Origin of the sequence: Streptomyces sp. NPDC086077 (assembly GCF_040686175.1) — a bacterium.
Classification (GTDB): Bacteria; Actinomycetota; Actinomycetes; order Streptomycetales; family Streptomycetaceae; genus Streptomyces.
The window spans coordinates 1-21960 of sequence record NZ_JBFBJT010000124.1 but is presented as its reverse complement, the minus strand read 5'-3'; the positions used below and the strand labels follow the sequence as shown (position 1 = coordinate 21960).

At 71.1% G+C, this 21960-nt stretch carries 18 protein-coding genes; 10 read left to right on the top strand and 8 right to left on the bottom strand.

The features are described 5' to 3' along the window. Positions 1-173: 173 nt before the first annotated feature. Genes AB0O67_RS28330 through AB0O67_RS28310 form a run of 5 tightly spaced genes read right to left on the bottom strand, consistent with a single transcriptional unit; the run spans position 174 to position 5838 of the window. Positions 174-1484: a DUF58 domain-containing protein gene (locus tag AB0O67_RS28330; protein ID WP_365455807.1), complete on the bottom strand. Its 1311-nt coding sequence runs from the start codon at positions 1482-1484 to the stop codon at positions 174-176. Next, a complete protein-coding gene (locus tag AB0O67_RS28325) occupies positions 1484-2473 on the bottom strand; it encodes a MoxR family ATPase (RefSeq protein WP_365455810.1) in 990 nt (329 codons plus the stop codon). The genes AB0O67_RS28330 and AB0O67_RS28325 overlap by 1 nt, the downstream gene beginning before the upstream one ends. Then, positions 2473-3663 (bottom strand): DUF4350 domain-containing protein, encoded by a 1191-nt coding sequence (locus tag AB0O67_RS28320; RefSeq protein WP_365455804.1) that lies wholly within the window; start codon positions 3661-3663, stop codon positions 2473-2475. Before AB0O67_RS28320 ends, AB0O67_RS28325 begins: the two co-directional genes overlap by 1 nt. Beyond that, positions 3660-4478, bottom strand: a complete 819-nt coding sequence (locus tag AB0O67_RS28315) for a DUF4129 domain-containing protein (protein WP_365455801.1) — start codon at positions 4476-4478, stop codon at positions 3660-3662. The genes AB0O67_RS28320 and AB0O67_RS28315 overlap by 4 nt, the downstream gene beginning before the upstream one ends. A gap of 4 nt (positions 4479-4482) precedes the next feature. Continuing rightward, entirely contained in the window at positions 4483-5838 is a 1356-nt protein-coding gene (locus AB0O67_RS28310) for a glycerophosphoryl diester phosphodiesterase membrane domain-containing protein (RefSeq protein WP_365455798.1), read from the bottom strand. 140 nt (positions 5839-5978) lie between these two features. Here AB0O67_RS28310 and mtnA point away from each other — a divergent pair, with 140 nt between their 5' ends. The 7 genes from mtnA to AB0O67_RS28275 all read left to right on the top strand — a co-directional run bounded on the left by mtnA (position 5979) and on the right by AB0O67_RS28275 (position 14957). Then, positions 5979-7136, top strand: a complete 1158-nt coding sequence (gene mtnA, locus AB0O67_RS28305; RefSeq protein ID WP_365455795.1) for an S-methyl-5-thioribose-1-phosphate isomerase — start codon at positions 5979-5981, stop codon at positions 7134-7136. A 174-nt stretch (positions 7137-7310) separates the two neighbouring features. After that, a complete protein-coding gene (mtrA, locus tag AB0O67_RS28300; RefSeq protein WP_187281934.1) occupies positions 7311-8000 on the top strand; it encodes a two-component system response regulator MtrA in 690 nt (229 codons plus the stop codon). Between the two features lies 1 nt (position 8001). Then, positions 8002-10050 (top strand): MtrAB system histidine kinase MtrB, encoded by a 2049-nt coding sequence (gene mtrB, locus AB0O67_RS28295; protein WP_365455792.1) that lies wholly within the window; start codon positions 8002-8004, stop codon positions 10048-10050. A gap of 22 nt (positions 10051-10072) precedes the next feature. Beyond that, a complete protein-coding gene (locus AB0O67_RS28290; protein WP_365455789.1) occupies positions 10073-11911 on the top strand; it encodes an LpqB family beta-propeller domain-containing protein in 1839 nt (612 codons plus the stop codon). Between the two features lie 215 nt (positions 11912-12126). Beyond that, a complete protein-coding gene (locus tag AB0O67_RS28285) occupies positions 12127-12996 on the top strand; it encodes a ComF family protein (protein WP_365455786.1) in 870 nt (289 codons plus the stop codon). A 312-nt stretch (positions 12997-13308) separates the two neighbouring features. After that, positions 13309-14001: a ribosome-associated translation inhibitor RaiA gene (gene raiA, locus AB0O67_RS28280; protein ID WP_365455783.1), complete on the top strand. Its 693-nt coding sequence runs from the start codon at positions 13309-13311 to the stop codon at positions 13999-14001. A 209-nt stretch (positions 14002-14210) separates the two neighbouring features. Then, positions 14211-14957, top strand: a complete 747-nt coding sequence (locus AB0O67_RS28275; RefSeq protein WP_365455780.1) for a response regulator transcription factor — start codon at positions 14211-14213, stop codon at positions 14955-14957. A gap of 61 nt (positions 14958-15018) precedes the next feature. On the opposite strand, the gene AB0O67_RS28270 is transcribed toward AB0O67_RS28275, so the two are convergent. Together AB0O67_RS28270 and AB0O67_RS28265 are read right to left on the bottom strand one after the other, a co-directional pair. Then, positions 15019-16215: a crosslink repair DNA glycosylase YcaQ family protein gene (locus tag AB0O67_RS28270; protein WP_365455777.1), complete on the bottom strand. Its 1197-nt coding sequence runs from the start codon at positions 16213-16215 to the stop codon at positions 15019-15021. A 76-nt stretch (positions 16216-16291) separates the two neighbouring features. After that, complete coding sequence (locus tag AB0O67_RS28265; protein ID WP_365455774.1) at positions 16292-16870, bottom strand: GNAT family N-acetyltransferase; 579 nt, start codon at positions 16868-16870, stop codon at positions 16292-16294. A 349-nt stretch (positions 16871-17219) separates the two neighbouring features. Here AB0O67_RS28265 and secA point away from each other — a divergent pair, with 349 nt between their 5' ends. Then, positions 17220-20030 carry a preprotein translocase subunit SecA gene (gene secA / locus AB0O67_RS28260; protein WP_365455770.1) on the top strand — a complete coding sequence of 937 codons (2811 nt, stop codon included), beginning with the start codon at positions 17220-17222 and terminating at the stop codon, positions 20028-20030. Positions 20031-20129: 99 nt separating this feature from the next. Here secA and AB0O67_RS28255 read toward each other — a convergent pair whose 3' ends face one another. Further along, the gene (locus AB0O67_RS28255; RefSeq protein WP_365455767.1) at positions 20130-20624 is read right to left on the bottom strand and encodes an Rv3235 family protein; all 495 of its coding nucleotides are present in this window, start codon (positions 20622-20624) and stop codon (positions 20130-20132) included. A gap of 315 nt (positions 20625-20939) precedes the next feature. Between AB0O67_RS28255 and AB0O67_RS28250 the strand changes: the two genes are divergently transcribed. After that, positions 20940-21455: a hypothetical protein gene (locus AB0O67_RS28250; RefSeq protein WP_365455764.1), complete on the top strand. Its 516-nt coding sequence runs from the start codon at positions 20940-20942 to the stop codon at positions 21453-21455. A gap of 138 nt (positions 21456-21593) precedes the next feature. Next, on the top strand, positions 21594-21960 hold a 367-nt coding region (locus AB0O67_RS28245), incomplete at its 3' end, for an HAD hydrolase-like protein (protein ID WP_365455761.1).

Sequence of the window (21960 nt, the reverse complement as noted above, 5' to 3'; positions counted from 1 at the left end):
GAAGCTAAGCCTTACAGCGCCGATGGTACTGCAGGGGGGACCCTGTGGGAGAGTAGGACGCCGCCGAACAATCTTTGATGAAAACCCCGCATCCTTGGATGCGGGGTTTTCTGCGTTTTTGTGGGTACTTGGAAAGGCCTTCAGTGAGTCTGTCTGAAGGCCCTTCTCAGATTTCAGAGGCGCCCCGTCGTCTTGAGTGCCAGATACGCGTCCGCCAGCGTCGGCGCCAGATCGTCCGGCGTCGCGTCCACCACCGTTACGCCGTGCCGGCGGAGCTGTTCGGAGGTGCGATGGCGTTCGGAGCGGGCCTTGGCGGCGGCTGCCGCGTCGTAGACCGACTCCGTGTCTCCGCGGGACGTGGCCATGAGGGCGATGTGAGGGTCCGCCACGGAGGCAACCAGGACCGTGTGGCGTTGCGTGAGCTGCGGGAGAACGGGCAGCAGGCCCTCTTCCACCGGAGCCGCGTCGAGCGTCGTGAGAAGGACGATGAGGGAGCGGCGAGGGGCAGTTCGAAGTGCCGTGGCGGCGAGGCCGCGGGCGTCCGTTTCGACGAGTTCGGGTTCGAGGGTCGCCATGGCGTTGACCAGGGAAGGCAGTACGTCGCCTGCCGTGCGGCCCTGGACCGACGCGCGTACTCGGCGGTCGTAGGCGAGGAGGTCGACGCGGTCGCCGGCGCGGGAGGCCAGGGCGGCCAGGAGCAGGGCGGCGTCCATGGAGGCGTCGAGGCGTGGGACGTCGCCCACGCGGCCGGCTGAGGTGCGGCCGGTGTCGAGGACCAGGACGATGTGGCGGTCGCGTTCGGGGCGCCATGTGCGCACGGCGACCGTGGTCTGGCGTGCTGTGGCGCGCCAGTCGATGGAGCGGGTGTCGTCGCCGGGGACGTACTCGCGCAGGCTGTCGAATTCCGTGCCCTCGCCTCGCTGAAGGACGCTTGTGCGGCCGTCGAGTTCGCGGAGGCGGGCGAGTTTCGACGGGAGGTGCTTGCGGCTGGTGAAGGGGGGCAGGACACGGATCGTCCAGGGGACCTCGTGGGTGCCTTGGCGGGCGATGAGACCCAAGGGGCCGTAGGAGCGGATTGTCACGCGGTCGGCCTGGCGGTCGCCGCGGCGGGAGGGGCGCAGCCGGGTCGTGATGCGGCGGCGCTCGCCCCCGGGGACCGTCAGGCGGTGGCGGGAGGCAGCGAACTCGGTGCCCGGCTGCCAAGTGCTGGGAGGCCACGCGTCGCGGAGCTGGGCGCGCAGGGTACGACGGGAGGGGTTGGTGACGGTGAGGGTGACGTCCGCCGTCTCGCCCAGGCGGGCGGAGGTGTCGCCGGAGCGCGTGAGGCCCAGGTGCCGTACCGGCGCCGCGAGGGCGTAGTCGCAGGCGCAGGCGAGGGCCAGGGGGCCGTTCACGGCGAGGATTCCCGTCCAGCTCGGCTCCCACAGACCTACGGGGAGGGAGCCGAGGGCCGCGAGGAGTGCGGCGCGTCCGGTGAGTGCCATCAGCGGGGGACGGGGACGTGGGCGAGGACGGCGTTGATGACAGAGTCGGCCGTCACGCCTTCCATTTCGGCCTCCGGCCGGAGCTGGACCCGGTGGCGGAGGGTGGGGAGGGCCAGTGCCTTGACGTCGTCGGGGGTGACGTAGTCGCGGCCGGTGAGCCATGCCCACGCGCGCGAGGTGGCGAGCAGGGCGGTGGCGCCTCGTGGGGAGACGCCCAGGGTGAGGGAGGGCGATTCGCGGGTGGCTCGGCAGATGTCGACGACGTAGGCCGTGATCTCGGGGGTGACCGTGGTCTTGGCGACGGCTGTGCGGGCCGCCTCCAGCACGGCGGCGTCCGCCACGGGGCGTACGCCGGCGGCGCGCAGGTCGCGCGGGTTGAAGCCCTCGGCGTGCCGGGTGAGGACCGCGATCTCGTCCTGGCGGGAAGGGAGGGGGATGGTGAGCTTGAGGAGGAATCTGTCCAGCTGGGCTTCGGGGAGGGGGTACGTGCCCTCGTACTCCACCGGGTTCTGGGTCGCGGCGACCAGGAACGGGTCGGGCAGGGGGCGGGGGGTGCCGTCGACCGTGACCTGGCGTTCCTCCATGGCTTCCAGGAGGGACGACTGGGTCTTGGGGGGCGTGCGGTTGATCTCGTCGGCGAGGAGGAGGTTGGTGAAGACCGGGCCGGGTTGGAAGGAGAACTCGGCGGTGCGGGCGTCGTAGACCAGGGAGCCGGTGACGTCGCTCGGCATGAGGTCGGGGGTGAACTGGACTCGTTTGGTGTCGAGTTCGAGTGCGGAGGCGAGGGCGCGGACGAGCAGCGTTTTGGCGACCCCGGGGACTCCTTCGAGGAGAACGTGTCCGCGGCACAGGAGGGCGACGACGAGGCCCGTCACAGCGGGGTCCTGGCCGACCACGGCCTTCGCGATCTCGGCGCGCAGAGCCTCCAGGGCGGCTCGGGCGTTGCCCGGGTCCCCGGTCCGCCCGGCGTTGTCAGTGGTCGGGTCCATCATGGACGGCGTACCTCTCTTTCGAGGGCGTCGAGTTGGTCGGCGAGGGAGATGAGGGCCGCGTCGTCGCCGGGCGGCGGGCCGAAGAGGAGAGGCTGCAGGGACCGTCCGTCGCCGTAAAGGTGGGCGGACAGCGCGGGGAGCAGGGCCTCGGGCGCGTGCGCCTGGGCGACGGGGACACCTACCAGGGGGGCGAGGCGGGTGCGGGTGGTGGAGCGAAGAGCGGCGGCCGCGCGGTCGCGGGCGTTCGCCTTGCGGTAGAGGCGGGCGCGTCCTTCGACGGTCTCGGAGGCGCGGATCGCCACGGGGAGTTTTTCGGGCACGAGGGGGCCGAGTCGGCGTGCCCTCCACAGGGCGGCGAGGGCTGCGGCGATGAAGAGCTGCAGGGTGCCCCAGAGCCAGCCGGAGGGGAGCAGGTCGAAGACGCCGCGCTCGTCGTCCGGGGTGGAGGCGTCGGTGAGTGAGGGGAGGTACCAGACCAGATGGGGGCGCGAGCCGAGGAGTTGGAGGGCGAGCGAGGCGTTGCCCTGCTCGCCGAGACGGTCGTTGAAGAGGATGTCGGGGGCGCCGAGGACGACGGTGTCGCCGCCCCCGGAGGCCTCGGGGAAGCGGATCAGGCTGGCCAGGCGCTGGCTCGGGTAGCACTCGTCGGCTTCGAGGTGCAGGGCGGTGTAGCGGAGGCCGCCCGTGTCGGCGGCGCCCGCGCGCCGGGCCGGGAGGAAGTCGCAGTCGGGTTCGAGCGTGGACCGGAGGCTGGTGGCGGGGTCCGCGGTGACGCCGGGGGCGAGTTGCTCGACGGAGGAGCTGCCGGCGGCGACGAGGATCGTGCGGCCGCCGGATTCGGCCATCGTGGAGCGCAGTTGGGTCTTTTGAGGTCCCGTCAGCAGGTCGGGGACGGCGACCAGGAGGGTGGTGTCGGGTGCGGCCGCGGAGCGCGCTGCCTCCAGGGTGGTGACCAGGCGGGTGGACACGCCGCGGTCGGCGAGGAGTTCGGCGACGGCACGGCTGCCCTCGGGGGCGGTGGAGCGCGGGTCGAGGCTGCCGCGGTTGGCGTCGGAGCGGACCAGGGCGATCACGACCGCTCCGGCCAGGAGGAGGACGAGGGCCAGCGCGATGCCTCGCGTGCGGGTCCATACCTGGCGGGGGGTGCGCGAGGCCGAGGTGGCGGGGAGCTTGGCCTCGGTCGTCATCCGGCGGCTCCCTGGCGGGGGTTGGTGTCCGCGCTGTGGGCGCTGCTGCTGGTGAGCTGGGGCTTGGTGCGCTCCAGGTCGCGGTCGAGTTCGGCGATGCGGCGGTACGACGGTTCGGCGGCCGTGCGGCCTCCGTATGTGACGTCGTCGAAGTCCCGGGCGGCGGCGCGCAGCCGGTCGGCGTGGGAGGGCAGGGCGCGGCCGGCCTCGGCGGCCGCCTCGTCGGCGGTGCGGCCGGGGCGGGCGTCGAGCAGGGCGCGTTCCTCCAGCGAGCGGACGATGGCGCGCATGCGTTCCTGGAGGGCCTGGTTCCAGTGGCCCTGGGCGGCGTGGGCCTCGGCGGCCGCGCGGTGTTCGGCGGCGCTGCGGGGGCGGTCGTCGAACAGGGCGGCGGAGGAGGTGGGCCGGCGGCGTGGGGTGCCCAGGCGCCACCACAGGGCGCCCAGGACCGCGAGGACCGCGACGACGACCACGAGGAGGCCGAGCGTGCCTCCGGGGGTGGCGTCGGACGCGAGGCGGAGCAGCTTGCCGAGCCACTCCCAGAAGGCGTCGAGGAGGCGTTGGAACAGGCCGGGGTCGTCCTCGTGGTACATGCGCTTGGACAGCTCGCGGCGGGCCGCGTCCCGCGCGGGGTCGCGGGGGATCGTGAGCGGCGGTGCGTCGTCGGAGCCGGGCAGCGACAGCGCGGAGGTGCCGCCGGTGCGGTGCGGCGGTCGTGCCGTCAGGTCGCCGGCGCGCAGCCAGGCGCGGACGGCGGCTTCGCCGGCGCGTGGCAGCGGTGGCGCAGCTGTGAGGACTCCCCCGGCGAGGTGCACCGCATCAGCTCCCGGGCGAGGGGTTGGTGGTGCCGGTGCCGTAGCCCTGGACGCCGGCGGCGCGGGCCAGTTCGAGGTCGAGGGCCTCGCGGCGGATGCGCTGGTCGACGTAGAGGAGCACGGTGACACCGGCCGCGATCGGGAACGTGATCATGGAACCGATCACGGAGCCGACCCCGCTGATGATCAGGAACGTCCAGCCGAAGTCGCCGGTGCCTTCGAGGAATCCGTTGACGCCGTCGCCGCTGAGGGCCGCGGCGAGGAACGTGAAGGGGATGACGACGATCGCCGCGACGATGTTGGCGATGATCGTGGCGAGAAGCTGGATGCCGAAGACGCGCCACCAGGAGCCGCGGACGAGCCTGGCGGAGCGGCTCATCGCCTTCAGGATGCCCTGCTTCTCCAGCATCAGGGCGGGGGAGGCCAGCGAGAAGCGGACCATCAGCCACAGGGCCAGGACGGCGGTGCACAGGCCGCCCAGGACGGTGAGCGCGGCGCCGGCGCCGCCCCCTCCGGCCAGGGTCACCAGGACACCGGGCACGGCGCCCAGGACGGCGACGCCCACGGCGATCAGGAGCAGCAGGAAGATCAGGCCGAACAGCTTCAGTACGCGCGGGCGGGCGTCGCGCCAGGCCTCACGGGTGGTGACGGGCTTTCCGAGGACGGCGCGGCTGGTGACGGTGGTGAGCAGCGCGGTCGCCGCGACGGTGCCGATCAGGGAGATCAGGAAGATGACCCCGGAGCTGAGCAGCGCGTCGCCGAGGGCGCGGCTGAGTTCGCCGAGGGTGGCGTTGGGGTCTTCGAGGGCCTCGGTGCTGGTCCGCTCGTTCAGGACGAGGCCCTGGAGCAGGATGACGATGATCTCCGTGCAGATCGCCACGGTGAGCGCGATGCCGAGCACGGTGCGCCAGTAGGTGCGCATGGTGGAGACGGCACCGTCGAGGATCTCGCCGACGCCGAGCGGGCGGAGCGGGATCACGCCTGGCTTGGCCGCGGGCGGCGGACCGCCCCACTGGCCGCCCCAACCGGCGTGTCCGCCGCCGGGGCCCTGCCAGTTGCCGTACCCGCCGCCGTGACCGCCGGGAGGCCGTTGGCCGCCCCAGCCGGGATCGGGCGGTGGGGGCGGGGGAGTCTGACCGGGTGCCGGCGGACCCGTGGGTGCGGACCACTGGGCGGGTGGCGGCTGTTCCTTGGACCACTTCGCGCCGGGTTCCGGCGTCTGGGGGCCTGGCTGGTCCTCGGGCTGCGAGGGCTGCGCGGGGCCGGGCCGGTCGGCCGGCTCGGCAGGGCCGGACGTGCCGGGCTCCTGCCCGTTGGACGGGGCGGATCCGGGCGAGGCCCAGCCCGGAGTGTCGTTCATCGTCGCTCCTTCACAGTGCCCGTCCGCCGGCGCGGCGGCAGGTTGGCAGACATCGTGCCATGGGGCGTTCACCCAGGGACCGGCCGCGGTATGGGTGCCACACCTTCAATTGTCCGTCGTGGAACGGGCAGACTGACCGCATGGCTGATCAGTACGCGCAATCCGGCGAGGACAAGTCCACCGGTAGTCCGGCGATCCGCTGGGACGAACCCCCCGAAGGACCGGTCGTGGTCCTTCTCGATCAGACGCGGTTGCCCGCCGAGGAGGTCGAACTGGTTTGTACGGACGCCTCCGCCCTGGTGGAGGCGATCCGTTCGCTCGCCGTGCGCGGGGCGCCGCTGCTCGGCATCGCGGGCGCGTACGGCGTCGCGCTCGCCGCCGCGCGCGGCTTCGGCGTGGACGAGGCCGCCGTCGCGCTGGAAAGCGCCCGGCCCACCGCCGTGAACCTGTCCGTCGGCGTGCGCCGGGCACGGGCCGCGTACGACGCCGCGCTCGCCGACGGGGCCGACGCCGAGCAGGCCGCCGGGGCGGCGCTGGCGGCCGCGCGGCAGCTGCACCGGGAGGACGCCGAGGCCAGTGCCCGGATGGCCGGGCACGGGCTGGCGCTGCTGGACGAGCTGCTGCCGGGCGGCGGGCATCGGATCCTCACGCACTGCAACAGCGGTTCGCTGGTGTCAGGTGGGGAGGGCACGGCGTTCGCCGTGGCGCTCGCCGCGCACCGGGTGGGGCAGCTGCGGCGGCTGTGGGTGGACGAGACCCGTCCCCTGCTGCAGGGCGCCCGGCTCACGGCGTACGAGGCGGCGCGCAACGGTATGGCGTACACGCTGCTCACCGACAGCGCGGCGGGCTCGCTGTTCGCGGCGGGGGAGGTGGACGCGGTGCTGGTCGGGGCGGATCGCATCGCGGCCGACGGCTCGGTGGCGAACAAGGTCGGCAGCTATCCGCTCGCCGTGCTGGCGCGGTACCACCATGTTCCGTTCATCGTGGTGGCGCCGGTGACGACGGTGGACCCGGAGACGCCGGACGGGGCGTCCATCGAGGTGGAGCAGCGGCCCGGGTACGAGGTGACCGAGGTCGCGGCGCCCAACGTGCCGGTGACGGGCGCGGGCGGTGGGGTACCGGTGGCCCCCCTGGGGACGCAGGCTTACAACCCGGCGTTCGACGTGACGCCGCCCGAGCTGATCACGGCGATCGTCACGGAGGAGGGTGCGGTGTCGCCTGTGACCGCCGAGGCGCTGGCGGAGATGTGCGACGGGGCGCGGCGCGCGGCCGTCCGCCAGGGGCCGGCGGTGCCCTGATCTTGGCCTGATTCCGGCCGGATCAACGCTCGGGGCCCCCTCGATCTGCGGTGCGCCGTGGGGAGAGGGGCCGGTGACATCCGGTCCAGGGCAGACAGTAGTGACCCGATACGACTATCGTCACTGGCCAGTGAGCCTGCTCACCTGCACCTCCTTCACCGTTATGAGAATGGGATGATGTCGTTTATGAAGGGACGAGTCCTTGTCGTCGACGACGACACCGCACTGGCCGAGATGCTCGGCATTGTGCTGCGTGGTGAAGGTTTTGAGCCGTCTTTCGTAGCCGACGGCGACAAGGCGCTGGCAGCGTTCCGGGAGGCCAAGCCGGATCTGGTTCTGCTCGACCTGATGCTGCCCGGTCGGGACGGCATCGAGGTGTGCCGGCTGATCCGGGCGGAGTCCGGGGTGCCGATCGTGATGCTTACGGCGAAGAGCGACACCGTCGATGTCGTCGTGGGGCTCGAGTCCGGGGCCGACGACTACATCGTGAAGCCGTTCAAGCCCAAGGAGCTGGTGGCCCGTATCCGGGCGCGGCTGCGCCGCTCGGAGGAGCCCGCGCCGGAGCAGCTCGCCATCGGTGACCTGGTCATCGACGTGGCCGGGCACTCGGTGAAGCGCGAGGGGCAGTCGATCGCGCTGACACCGCTGGAGTTCGACCTGCTGGTGGCGCTGGCCCGCAAGCCGTGGCAGGTGTTCACCCGTGAGGTGCTCCTGGAGCAGGTGTGGGGCTACCGCCACGCGGCGGACACACGACTGGTCAACGTGCACGTGCAGCGGCTGCGCTCCAAGGTCGAGAAGGACCCGGAGCGCCCGGAGATCGTGGTGACCGTCCGGGGAGTCGGATACAAGGCCGGGCCGAGCTGACATGTCCAAGGACAGTGCCGCTTCGGCGCCCGGCCGGTCCGGGGCCCGCGCGGGGCGGCCTGTCGGCCGGAAGGCGGCGGGTTCCCGCTGGGGACGGCTCCTGGAGGGCGGGCTGCTCCAGGGCGGAGTCCAGGGCAGCCCGGTCTTCCGGCTGTTCATGCGCTGGGTACGGCGTCCGCTGCTGCCCGTCATGCGGCTGTGGCGGCGCAACATCCAGCTCAAGGTGGTGGTCACGACCCTGCTGATGTCGCTGGGTGTCGTGCTGCTGCTCGGCTTCGTGGTCATCGGGCAGGTGCGCAACGGACTGCTGGACGCCAAGGTGAAGGCGTCGCAGAGCCAGGCCACGGGGGGTTTCGCGGTCGCCAGGCAGCGGGCCGACGAGGCGGCGAGCGGCACCGGGGAGGACCCCTCCACGGTGGTGGACGGGCGGTCGTCGCAGAACGTCATCCAGTGGATGAGTGACCTTGTCTCCTCGCTCTCCAGCGGTGGTCAGGGCGCCTTCGACGTGGTGACGCTGCCCGCCGGGGACAACAGCGGCGGGGGGCGCGGACCGCGTGCCTCCGGTGGTGTCGACCCGAACACGAGCGTGCCTGAAGACCTGCGCGAGCGCGTGAACAGCAGTCCGACGGCCGCGCAGAGCTACACCCGCATCGTCTACAGCGGCGACAAGGGCTCACAGCCCGCGCTGGTCATCGGCAAGGAGGTCAACGACCCCAACGGTGACCCCTACCAGCTGTACTATCTCTTCCCGCTCACGCAGGAGGAGAAGTCGCTGAGCCTGGTCAAGGGCACACTGGCGACGGCCGGCCTCTTCGTCGTCGTCCTCCTCGGGGCCATCGCCTGGCTGGTGGTGCGGCAGGTCGTGACGCCGGTGCGGATGGCGGCCGGCATCGCCGAGCGGCTGTCCGCCGGACGGCTGCAGGAGCGGATGAAGGTCACCGGCGAGGACGACATCGCGCGCCTCGGCGAGGCCTTCAACAAGATGGCGCAAAACCTTCAGCTGAAGATCCAGCAGCTGGAGGACCTGTCGCGGATGCAGCGGCGGTTCGTGTCCGACGTGTCGCACGAGTTGCGGACCCCGTTGACGACCGTGCGGATGGCGGCCGACGTCATCCATGAGGCGCGGGTGGACTTCGACGCGGTGACCGCCCGGTCGGCGGAGTTGCTCGCCGACCAGCTCGACCGGTTCGAGTCGCTGCTGGCGGACCTGCTGGAGATCAGTCGCTTCGACGCGGGTGCGGCGGCTCTGGAGGCCGAGCCGATAGACCTCAGGGAGGTCGTGCGGCGCGTGGTCAGTGGTGCCGAGCCCCTCGCCGAGCGCAAAGGCACGCACATACGTGTCGCGGGTGACCAGCAGCCCGTCGTCGCCGAGGCCGACGCCCGGCGGGTGGAGCGGGTGCTGCGCAACCTCGTCGTCAACGCCGTGGAGCACGGCGAGGGCAAGGACGTCGTCGTCAAGCTCGCCGCGGCGGGCGGGGCGGTGGCGGTCGCGGTGCGCGACTACGGCGTCGGACTCAAGCCCGGAGAGGCGACCCGGGTCTTCAGCCGCTTCTGGCGGGCCGACCCCGCACGCGCGCGTACGACCGGTGGCACCGGCCTCGGGCTGTCGATCGCCCTGGAGGACGCGCGGCTGCACGGCGGCTGGCTGCAGGCGTGGGGTGAGCCGGGCGGTGGCTCGCAGTTCCGGCTGACGTTGCCGCGCACCGCGGACGAGCCGCTCAGGGGCTCGCCGATACCGCTGGAGCCCAAGGATTCCCGGCGCAACCGTGGCCTGGACGACGCCGGGCTGCCGCGCGGCGGCGGGGAGAAGACCGCGACCGTGCCCGCCCAGTCCACGGGCAGCGGCCGGATGGGGGCGCGCGACCCGATCGCACACCGGTCGGCCGCCGTGGCCCCGACGGCCGATCCGACGGCGTTGCCCGGCAACGGCGCGCGCGTGGTGCCCCGGCCCGCCGGGGGGACGCGGGGGCAGGGCGAACAGCCGGTCGGCGAGGCGGCGCGCCGCAGTACGGCCCCGACCGGTGCCGTGGACGCCGGGCCGAAGGAGTAGAACGATCAAGGGGAGGCATTTCGTGGGCGCTGACCGCGAGGGGGGCTCCCGGCGCACGCCGGGACGCGCGGTGGTGTACGTCGCCTGTGGCGTCGTGCTGCTGACAGGGTGCGCCTCGATGCCCGACAGCGGGGACCTGCAAGGCGTGGAGTCCACTCCGCGCCAGGAGACGCAGGTGCGGGTCTTTCCCATGCCGCCGCGCGAGGACGCGCCGCCGTCGGAGATCGTGCAAGGCTTTCTCGAAGCGCTGACCAGCGACGATCCCCACTATGCGACGGCGAAGCAGTATCTGACGGCGGCGGCCGCCAAGACCTGGCAGCCGGAGCTGTCCACCACGGTGCTCGCCGACGGGCCGGACACCCAGGCGAACTCCGTGGGGACCCGGGAGGACGGGGTCGACTTCTTGTTCACGCTGACCGGCACCAAGGTCGCCCTGGTGGACGCGCAGCAGTCGTACACGCCGACCGAGGGCTCCTACAGCAAGCCGGTGCACCTCACGCGCGACAAGAAGAGCGGGCAGTGGCGCATAGACGGGCTGCCGCAGGGCGTCGTCATGGGCCAGTCGGACTTCCAGCGCAACTACATGTCCGTCGACAAGTACTACTTCGCCTCCCAGGCTGCTGTGGGCGCGTCCTCGCAACCCGAGGCGGTCGCCGACCCCGTGTACCTGCGCCGGCGCGTGGACCCCACGACGCACATCGTGCGCTCCCTGCTCAACGGGCCGACGACCTGGCTGGATCCCGTGGTCAGATCGAGCTTCCCGACCGGTGCGGCGCTGCGGAAGGGCGTCGTCGCGCTGACGCCCGACGACCGGAACCGGCTGACCGTGCCACTGAACGACAAGGCCGCCCGGGTCGGGCCGGCCAAGTGCGATGAGATGGCCGCACAGTTGCTGTTCACCCTCCAGAACCTCACGCCCGCGGTGGACGAGATCGAGCTGCAGGCGGGCGGTGTGCAGTTGTGCGTGCTCAACGAGGACGGTGCGGCGGCCGTCGCAGCGCACGGGTCGGCCCGGGGCGCCGACTACCTGTACTTCGTCGACGGGGAGCACCGACTCGTCCGGATCCCTGCCGGCAGCCGGAGCGCCAAGGCCGAACCGGTGCCGGGAGAGCTGGGCGAGGGCGTGCGGGCGCTGCGCTCGGCGGCGGTGTCGCGGCAGGAGCAGACCGCGGCCGGGGTCGCCCTGGACGGCAAGGCGCTGTACGTCGGTTTGCTCGCGTCGGGCGGTTCGCTCGGGGAGCCGGTGGTGCGCAGCACGGGCCGGACGGAGAAGGACCGGCTGACCACGCCCAGTTGGGACACGCGAGGCGACCTGTGGGTGGCCGACCGCAACCCGGAGAACTCGCGGCTGCTCGTGCTCCCGGAGGGCAAGGGCGAGCCGGTGGAGGTGCAGGTGCCGCGGCTGGACGGACGGATCCAGTCCGTACGGGTCGCGGCTGACGGCGTCCGGATCGCGCTGGTCGTGGAGAAGGACGGCAAGCAGTCGCTGCAGGTCGGGCGGATCGAGCGGGGCGAGAAGGACCAGGTCACCGGCGTGGCGGGTGTCTCGGTGCTCGAACTGCGCTCCGCCGCACCGCAGTTGGAGGAGGTCACCACCATGTCCTGGGCCGGTGACGGCAGGCTCGTGGTGGTCGGGCGCGAGGAGGGGGGCGTGCAGCAGATGCGGTACGTCCAGGTCGACGGCTCCATGCCGGAGGTGCCGGCGCCCGACGCGCTCACCGGGGTGAAGGAGATCGCCGCTTCCGAGGACGACCGGCTCCCGCTGGTGGCGTACTCGGTGGACGGGATCGTGCGGCTGCCGGACGGGGCGCAGTGGCAGACCGTGGTGAAGGACGGGTCCGCGCCGGTCTATCCGGGATAGCGGGCGGGTCCCTCTCTGAGGGCCGAGGACGGTCGGCCGCTGTAGGGCACTGCTTCGCGGTTTCTGAGGGGTCGTTGTGCCGGACGGCCGTTCTCGCTGGGCAGGAGCCTGGCGGAGGCGGCCGATTCTGCTTGTCACGGTCGTGCGGCGAGTTGTCCACAGGCGGTTGTCCACAGGGGTGGTGAGGCCGCGACGGCGTTGGCACAGTGGTGGGCATGCGGGGTTGGTGGCAGGACCTCACGGATCTGGTGCTGCCGGCCGAGTGCGGAGGCTGCGGCAGGCCTCGCACGGTGCTCTGCCCGGAGTGCCGTGCCGCCCTGAGCGGGGCCGCACCCTGCCGGGTACGACCGGTGCCGGAGCCGCGCGGGCTGCCGGTCGTGCATGCGGCGGCACCGTACGCGCGGGCGGTGCGTGCCGTGCTGCTGGCTCACAAGGAGCGGGGCGCGCTGCCGCTCGCCCGGCCGCTCGGTGTCGCTCTCGCGGGCGCCGTGCGGGCAGGGCCGGCCGGGGTGGCCGGCGGGCCGGTGCTGCTCGTTCCCGTGCCGTCGGGGCGCGGGGCCGTGCGGGCCAGGGGGCATGATCCGGCCCGACGGATCGCCTTCGCGGCGGCGGCCGAGTTGCGCCGTACGGGGACGCCCGCGCGCGTACTCGCGGTGCTGCGGCAGCGGCGGCCGGTCGCCGACCAGGCGGGGCTGGACGGACAGCGGCGCCTGGAGAACCTCGCGGGGGCGCTGTCGGTGACCGCCGGTGGAGCCGGACTGTTGCGTGAGGGACATGTGGTGCTGGTGGATGACGTGATGACGACGGGGGCGTCGCTGAGGGAGGCCGCGCGGGCCGTGCGGGTGACCCTGGCGGAGGAAACGGCTGGTTACGGACGTGCGGCATTTGCGACGCGCGGAGATGTGGTGACAGCCGTGTACGGGGGAGTCATTGGGGAAAGGAGAGGGGAACGGATGACGGGATCAATGGAAGGGAGCACGGACCGTGAGTGGGCCGTGCGGGGAAAGGCGAAGAGCGACCGGGTCGCGATCTGTGCCGCGGTGGTCGCTGCGTCGCCGGATTCTTTCGAAATAAACCGGAACTGACTGCGAAGTTGCATCGTTGCAGGTAGTGACAGGGTCAATTCACCGGAATGGAGGTACGCGGCAGTAGAGGGTGACGACATCCGCCCGGGCGAGATATGTTCGGTTGTGAGGGAAAGGTCGCAGGCCACACCTCGCTTATCCGAATGCCATGCCGTGGTTTTTCGCAATCACCCCGGCCGGCCGGGTGGAGATCTTGCCCATGGGGGAGGAGGTGGACGTCACCGAGTCCGCGGTCCCGGGGCTCACCGGGACCTGGTGCACAAGGGAGATGCTCCGCCAGTGGAGCGGAGCGATCCGGGAACGGAGTTCTGCGTGGACATCGTCGTCAAGGGCCGCAAGACCGAGGTGCCCGAGCGGTTCCGAAAGCACGTGGCCGAGAAGCTGAAGCTGGACAAGATCCAGAAGCTCGATGGCAAGGTGATCAGCCTCGACGTCGAGGTGTCCAAGGAGCCCAACCCCCGGCAGGCCGACCGTTGCGACCGAGTGGAGATCACCCTCCGCTCCCGCGGTCCGGTGATCCGGGCGGAGGCAGCGGCCAACGACCCGTACGCGGCGCTCGACCTCGCCGCCGAGAAGCTGGACGCACGGCTGCGCAGGCAGCACGACAAGCGTCACACGCGCCGGGGGGTGCGCCGGCTGACGGCAGCCGAGGTCGCCGACCACGTTCCGGGCGCGGCGACACTCAACGGCGACGGCAGTGCCTTCGAGGCGGACGAGCCGAACTCGGTACCCACCAAGAAGATCGGCTCGCTGGAAGTACAGGGCGACGGCCCCCTCGTGGTCCGCGAGAAGACTCACGTCGCAGCACCCATGACTCTCGACCAGGCTCTCTACGAGATGGAACTGGTCGGGCACGACTTCTATCTGTTCGTCGACTCCGAGACGAAGGAACCGAGTGTCGTCTACCGGCGACACGCGTACGACTACGGCGTGATCCACCTCAGCACGGACACCATGGTCACCCAGACGCCGTCCCCTGACGCGGGGGGTCCGCTGGGCGGCTGACCTGATCCGGACGACAGCTGATCCGGGTGCCCCTGGAGCGCGCGCGTGCGCTCCCAGGGGCACCTGTGTGCGACCACTTCACCGACCGCTTCGTCACCGGAGTGTCGTCCGGGCATGAAATCATGGCCGCAACGGCCCAACCGGTGGACCGTTGCCTTGGGTTGGCGATGGCACAGGACCACAGGCCACAGCCTTCAGGGGGAGGAACGATGGCGGACAGCTTCGGACCGATGCAGGACGAGGACGCCGGTGACGGCGTCGTCGGCATGGGCACGGACGGGGGCTCCTCACGCCAAGAACCCATTCGTGTCCTGGTGGTGGACGACCATGCCCTCTTCCGCCGTGGCCTGGAGATCGTGCTGGCGGCCGAGGAGGACATCCAGGTCGTCGGCGAGGCGGGTGACGGGGCCGAGGCCGTGGAGAAGGCCGCCGATCTGCTCCCCGACATCATCCTGATGGACGTCCGCATGCCGAAGCGGGGCGGGATCGAGGCATGCACCTCCATCAAGGAGGTGGCGCCCAGTGCGAAGATCATCATGCTGACGATCAGTGACGAGGAAGCGGACCTCTACGAAGCCATCAAGGCGGGGGCGACCGGATATCTCCTCAAGGAGATCTCCACGGACGAGGTGGCCACGGCGATCCGCGCGGTGGCCGACGGGCAGTCGCAGATCAGTCCGTCCATGGCGTCGAAGCTGCTCACCGAGTTCAAGTCGATGATCCAACGCACGGACGAGCGGCGGCTGGTGCCCGCCCCACGGCTGACCGACCGTGAGCTGGAAGTGCTCAAGCTGGTCGCCACGGGGATGAACAACCGGGACATCGCCAAGGAGTTGTTCATCTCCGAGAACACCGTGAAGAACCATGTGCGCAACATCCTGGAGAAGCTGCAGCTGCACTCCAGGATGGAAGCGGTGGTGTACGCGATGCGGGAGAAGATCCTCGAGATCCGCTGAGCGGTCGACCGCATCGTCGACCGACCGAACCGTCGCCCGAGCCGTCGGCTCGCTGACACGGTCAGGCCAGTGCGCGGGCGAGTTCCCTGGTGAGCGGCTCGCGCAGATCCGGCGTGTCCACCTGCTCCAGGCGCACGTTCGTGCAGTCCACCCAGCTCGCCGCCTCGATCAGCGCCTGGGCCACCGACGGGACCGCCTTCGGGCCGTCCAGGGTGACCTGCTTGGCCACGAGGGTGCGGCCCTCCCGGGCCGGGTCGACGCGACCCACGAGACGGCCACCGGCGAGGACGGGCATCGCGAAGTAGCCGTACACCCGCTTCGGCTTGGGGACGTAGGCCTCCAGGCGGTGGGTGAAGCCGAAGATGCGCTCGGTGCGGGCCCGCTCCCAGATCAGGGAGTCGAAGGGGGACAGCAGCGTCGTACGGTGGCGGCCGCGCGGCGGTGTCAGAAGGGCCGCCGGGTCCGCCCAGGCCGGCTTGCCCCAGCCTTCCACGGTGACCGGGACCAGGCCCGAGTCGGCGATCACCGAGTCGACCTGCTCGCCCTTGAGGCGGTGGTAGTCGGCGATGTCCGCGCGTGTGCCCACGCCGAGCGACTGGCCGGCCAGGCGGACCAGGCGGCGCAGGCATTCGGCGTCGTCGAGTTCGTCGTGCAGCAGGGCCGCGGGGACGGCACGCTCGGCGAGGTCGTAGACGCGCTTCCAGCCGCGGCGCTGCACGCAGACCACCTCGCCGTACATCAGGGCGCGTTCGACGGCGACCTTCGTGCCGGACCAGTCCCACCACTCGCTGGTGCGCTTGGCGCCGCCCAGTTCCGTGGCCGTCAGCGGGCCCTCGGCGCGCAGCTGCTTGATCACCTGGTCGTAGGCGCCGTCCGGGAGTTCGTGGCTCCAGTGGGGGCGGCTGCGGTAGGCGCGGCGGCGGAAGGCGAAATGGGGCCATTCCTCGACGGGGAGGATGCACGCGGCGTGCGACCAGTACTCGAAGGCGTGGGGCTGGGCCGGGGTTCCGCCCGGCGCCGTGGGCTTCCAGTAAGCGTCCTCGACGGTCTTGCGGCCGACCGCGCCCAGGCGGGCGTAGGGAACGAGCTCGTGGGAGCGGGCGAGGACCGAGATGGTGTCGAGCTGCACCGCGCCCAGGTGGCGGAGTATGCCGCGGACACCGGCCTTGCGGTCGGGCGTGCCGAGGAAGCCCTGGGCGCGAAGGGCGATGCGGCGGGCTTCGGCTGCGGAGAGTTCCGCCGGGCGCGGGGTCGTCATGTCTTCGAACGATAGAGGGTGGGACTGACAGCGCGGACTGAGCTGGGCATCTGTGCAAGGGGGCCCCGGAGTGGGCTCATGTGGCCGGCGCCCGGGCCGGCAGATACGGCGCCGTCGACGGCAGCCCCAGGTCCGAGGGGAGCAGGGAGCCCATCCAGCAGTCGCGGCGCACGCCGTTGTTGTTGAGGGCCGCTCTCAGGGTGCCCTCCATGGTGAAGCCGGCGCTCTCGGCCACCGCGCGGGAGGCGGTGTTGCCCACCTCGGCACGCCACTCCAGGCGGTCGATGCCCTGATGGACGAAGGCCCAGCGGGAGACCGCGCCGGCGGCCTCGGTCATGTAGCCGTTGCCGCGGTGGTGCCGGGTCAGCCAGAAGCCGATCTCGCCGACGCCGAGGGAGCGCATGCTGATGCCGAGCATTCCGGCCAGTTCGGCGTCGGGGAGGAAGAGGCCGAAGGTGAACATCGAGCGGTTCGCCCAGCCCTCCGGGACGTCGTGCTCGGTGAAGTTCCGGGCGTGCTCGGGGAGGTACGGCGAGGGCATCGTCGTCCAGCGCTGGATGTCGGGGTCCTGGCACGCCGCGTACACGGCGTCGGTGTCGTCCGGGCCCACGGTGCGCAGCCGGAGGCGGGCGGTGGCGATGGTGACGGGCTCCATCGGCCGATTCTGCTCGGAGGAGCGGGCGAAACGCCATGCCTTTGCCGTGTGTGAGCATGCGATCACGATTCGCACAATTCGTCGGCGTGCCGCGGCACCATCCAGGGCTCCCGTCCGTTGTCCCGGGTGAAAGGCAGATCGAAGGCAGATCTGAGGCAGATCGAAGCCAGTGCGAAGGCGGTTTTTCCAGACAGTCCGACGGCAGACTCGGCATCGAAGCGTGACTGCGGACCGTCATGGTCCGGCAGGCCTCCCGGCGCGGCCGGGTCCTCGCATACGATGGCCGTTGCTCAGTACGTCAGAAGGAAACCGACCGTCCCAGGCCCGACCGGCAAGGAGACCAACCCCCGTGTCCGTCCTCTCGAAGATCATGCGTGCAGGCGAAGGCAAGATCCTGCGCAAGCTGCACCGCATCGCGGACCAGGTCAACTCCATCGAAGAGGACTTCGTCGACCTCTCCGACGCCGAGCTGCGGGCCCTCACCGATGAGTACAAGCAGCGGTACGCCGATGGTGAGAGCCTGGACGACCTGCTGCCCGAGGCGTTCGCCACGGTGCGTGAGGCCGCCAAGCGCGTCCTCGGCCAGCGCCACTACGACGTGCAGATCATGGGCGGCGCCGCCCTGCACCTCGGCTATGTCGCCGAGATGAAGACCGGTGAGGGCAAGACCCTGGTGGGCACGCTGCCCGCCTATCTGAACGCGCTGTCCGGCGACGGTGTCCACCTCATCACGGTCAACGACTACCTGGCCGAGCGCGACTCCGAGATGATGGGCCGCGTCCACAAGTTCCTGGGCCTGTCCGTCGGCTGCATCCTGGCCAACATGACGCCGGCCCAGCGCCGAGAGCAGTACGGCTTCGACATCACCTACGGCACGAACAACGAGTTCGGCTTCGACTACCTCCGCGACAACATGGCGTGGTCGCAGGACGAACTGGTCCAGCGCGGCCACAACTTCGCCATCGTCGACGAGGTCGACTCCATCCTCATCGACGAGGCCCGTACGCCGCTGATCATCTCCGGCCCGGCCGACCAGGCCACCAAGTGGTACGGCGACTTCGCCAAGCTCGTCACCCGCCTCAAGCGCGGTGAGGCGGGCCAGCCGCTCAAGGGCATCGAGGAGACCGGCGACTACGACGTCGACGAGAAGAAGCGCACGGTCGCCATCCACGAGTCCGGTGTCTCGAAGGTCGAGGACTGGCTGGGCATCGACAACCTCTACGAGTCGGTGAACACGCCGCTGGTGGGCTACCTGAACAACGCCATCAAGGCGAAGGAGCTCTTCAAGAAGGACAAGGACTACGTCGTCATCGACGGCGAGGTCATGATCGTCGACGAGCACACCGGCCGTATCCTCGCCGGCCGCCGCTACAACGAGGGCATGCACCAGGCGATCGAGGCGAAGGAAGGGGTGCCGATCAAGGACGAGAACCAGACGCTCGCCACGATCACCCTCCAGAACTTCTTCCGCCTCTACGGCAAGCTCTCCGGCATGACCGGTACGGCGATGACCGAGGCCGCCGAGTTCCACCAGATCTACAAGCTCGGCGTCGTCCCGATCCCGACCAACAGGCCGATGGTCCGCAAGGACCAGTCCGACCTGATCTACCGCACCGAGGTCGCCAAGTTCGACGCGGTCGTCGACGACATCGCCGAGAAGCACGAGAAGGGCCAGCCGATCCTGGTCGGCACCACCTCGGTCGAGAAGTCCGAGTACCTCTCGCAGCAGCTCAGCAAGCGCGGCATCCAGCACGAGGTGCTCAACGCCAAGCAGCACGACCGTGAGGCGCAGATCGTCGCCCAGGCCGGCCGCAAGGGCTCCGTGACCGTGGCCACGAACATGGCCGGCCGTGGTACGGACATCAAGCTCGGTGGCAACCCCGACGACCTCGCCGAGGCCGAGCTGCGCCAGCGCGGCCTCGACCCCGAGGAGCACATCGAGGAGTGGGCCGCCGCGCTGCCCGCCGCTCTGGAGCGGGCCGAGAAGGCGGTGCGGACCGAGTTCGAAGAGGTCAAGGAGCTCGGCGGCCTGTACGTGCTGGGTACCGAGCGGCACGAGTCGCGGCGTATCGACAACCAGCTCCGCGGTCGTTCCGGCCGTCAGGGCGACCCGGGCGAGTCCCGCTTCTACCTGTCCCTCGGTGACGACCTGATGCGGCTGTTCAAGGCGCAGATGGTCGAGCGCGTGATGTCGATGGCGAACGTCCCGGACGACGTGCCGATCGAGAACAAGATGGTCACGCGCGCGATCGCGTCCGCCCAGTCGCAGGTCGAGCAGCAGAACTTCGAGACCCGTAAGAACGTCCTGAAGTACGACGAGGTGCTCAACCGGCAGCGTGAGGTCATCTACGGCGAGCGGCGACGCGTCCTGGAGGGCGAGGACCTGCACGAGCAGATCCAGCACTTCATGGACGACACGATCGACGCCTACATCGCCGCGGAGACCGCCGATGGCTTCGCCGAGGAGTGGGACCTGGACCGGCTGTGGGGCGCCTTCAAGCAGCTCTACCCGGTGAAGGTCACCATCGAGGAGCTGGAGGAGGCGGCCGGCGACCGCGCCGGGCTCACCGCCGACTTCATCTCGGAGTCCATCAAGGACGACATCCACGCGCAGTACGAGTCGCGTGAGGGACAGCTCGGATCCGAGATCATGCGTGAGCTGGAGCGCCGGGTCGTGCTGTCGGTCCTCGACCGCAAGTGGCGCGAGCACCTCTACGAGATGGACTACCTCCAGGAGGGCATCGGCCTGCGCGCGATGGCCCAGAAGGACCCGCTGGTCGAGTACCAGCGTGAGGGCTTCGACATGTTCACCGCCATGATGGAGGGCATCAAGGAGGAGTCCGTCGGCTACCTGTTCAACCTGGAGGTCCAGGTCGAGCAGCAGGTCGAGGAGGTTCCCGTCGAGGACACCAAGCCGACCCTGGAGAAGCAGGACGCGGTGCCCGCGCAGGCGGGGCCCCGCCCGGAGATCCGCGCCAAGGGCCTGGAGGCCCCGCAGCGGCGGAACCTGCACTTCACCGCGCCGACGGTGGACGGTGAGGGTGGCACCATCGAGGGCGACTTCACCGAGGACGGCGAGCCGGTGCGCTCGGAGGCCGACGGCCTCACGCGTGCCGAGCGCCGCAAGCAGGCCAAGGCCGGGCGGCGCCGGAAGAAGTAGCGGTACGCGTGGCGCCGTAGCGTCGCAGCCAGGCGAAGGGCCGGAGCACCCGAGGGTGCCCGGCCCTTCGGCGTGCGGTGGCGAGGTGGCACCGGTGGGCTAGTAGTGGCGCGCCGGGGTGCGGGCGCCGCCGAGTTCCACGGCCGTGCAGCGCCAGCGGTTGTCGCGGCCCAGCTCCAGGCGGAAGGCCATGGCCCGCAGGCGGTCACCGGTGCCGATGCGCACGAAGGCCTCGATGGCGCCTGGGCGCGGTTCGCAGTAGCCGATGTCGCGGATGACGGGGCGCGGGCCGCCGGACCGCAGGGGGCCGTGTTCGGCGAGGTGGGCCAGGTCGTCGTAGGCGGGGCCCGCGGTGTGGCGGAGCATGGCGTGGACGGGTCGCTGACCGCTCAGGACGAGGAGCAGGCGGTCGGCGAAGAGGTCGGTCGGGCGGGGCTGCGGGACGGCCGTCGGCGTCCGGAGAGAGGGCGTCGTGCGGGTCGGGCCGGAGCCCGGGGCGCGCGGTGGGCTGCCACCGGGACGGCGTGTGTCGCGGCGCGTGGGGGGACGGGAGGCGGGGTGGCGCTGGACGGTCCTGGTCATGACCTTGTTCATGGGGATCCCCGTGTCGCTGGGCCCGGCCGGCAGGTGCTGTACCGGGCAGTAACTTCCGTTGGGGATCTTGTACGGGAGTGATTCGAGGAGCGGCAAACCGGCGGGCGCGGAGCCGAAGGGCCGGGGAACTTCACTTATCCGGGTGACGGAGGGGAACGGGAGCCCGTAGGCGCGGGGGCGGGCCGGGTGAATCCCCGGCGTGGGGTGGACGGCCTCCCGCGTGCGGGGAGGGACTCGAAAGGGGACCCCCACCCGTATCCTGAAGGCCCTTCACGCGGGCTTGTGGAGCCCCTCCGACCACGAAAGCGGCCAGCCATGCGCGTCTACGTCCCCCTGACACTCCCCGGTCTCGCCGAGGCGTACAGGACGGGTGAGGTGGGGGCCGGGCCGCTCGTCGCGTACGCCGTCACGCCCGCGTTGCGTGAGTGGTACGTCTCCGAGGACACGGAGGAGCTGGAGTACGCGGCGCTGGGCCGGGCCGCGCAGGCCTCGCTGAGGCTGCTCGCGGCGCACCCGGACGCGCCGCGACGGCGGGTCGTGGTCGCCGTCGACGTACCCGACGGGCAGGCGAGCGCCGACCCCGGGCGGGGGATCGACCCGGCGTCGCCGGGTGAGGTCGGGGTCGCCGGTGCCGTGCCCCTGGCCAAGGTGGCCTCCGTGCACGTCGACTCGGCGGACGCGGAGGCGGATGTGGCCGCGGCGGCCGGGGCGGTGCCGGCGGCGGACGGCGGGGACGAGGACGCTCGGTTCCTCGTGGACGGGGCCGAGGACCACGAGCTGCTCTGGTACGCGACGCAGGAGATCCCGAATCTGGTGGCGCTCGGGAACTGAGGGCGCGGCGCCTCGTGCGTCCGCCGGGCCGTCCAGCTGCGGCCGGTCCACTCGCCAGACCTTCGGTCACCGGCCCGTCGAACCTCGCTGACCTGCGGGTCTCTTCATTGTCAGTGGGGGCAGGTAACGTTTTCGGGCATGGGGATGCAGGGAGCTTCGCACATTGTGTGGGACTGGAACGGCACGCTGTTCCACGACAATGACGCGATCATCGGGGCGACGAACGCGGCGTTCGCCGAGCTGGGGCTGGAACCGATCACGATGGAGCAGTACCGGTCGCTGTACTGCGTGCCGGTACCGAAGTTCTACGAGCGCCTGCTCGGGCGGTTGCCGACAGACGCCGAGTGGCTGGTGATGGACGAGACCTTCCATCGGTACTACTCGGAGCACCGGGTGCGGTGCGTGCTGACCGAGGGAGCCGAGCAACTGCTCGTGGACTGGGTGGCGGGCGGCCGCAGCCAGTCGATCCTGAGCATGTACGGGCACGAGGAACTCGTTCCGCTGG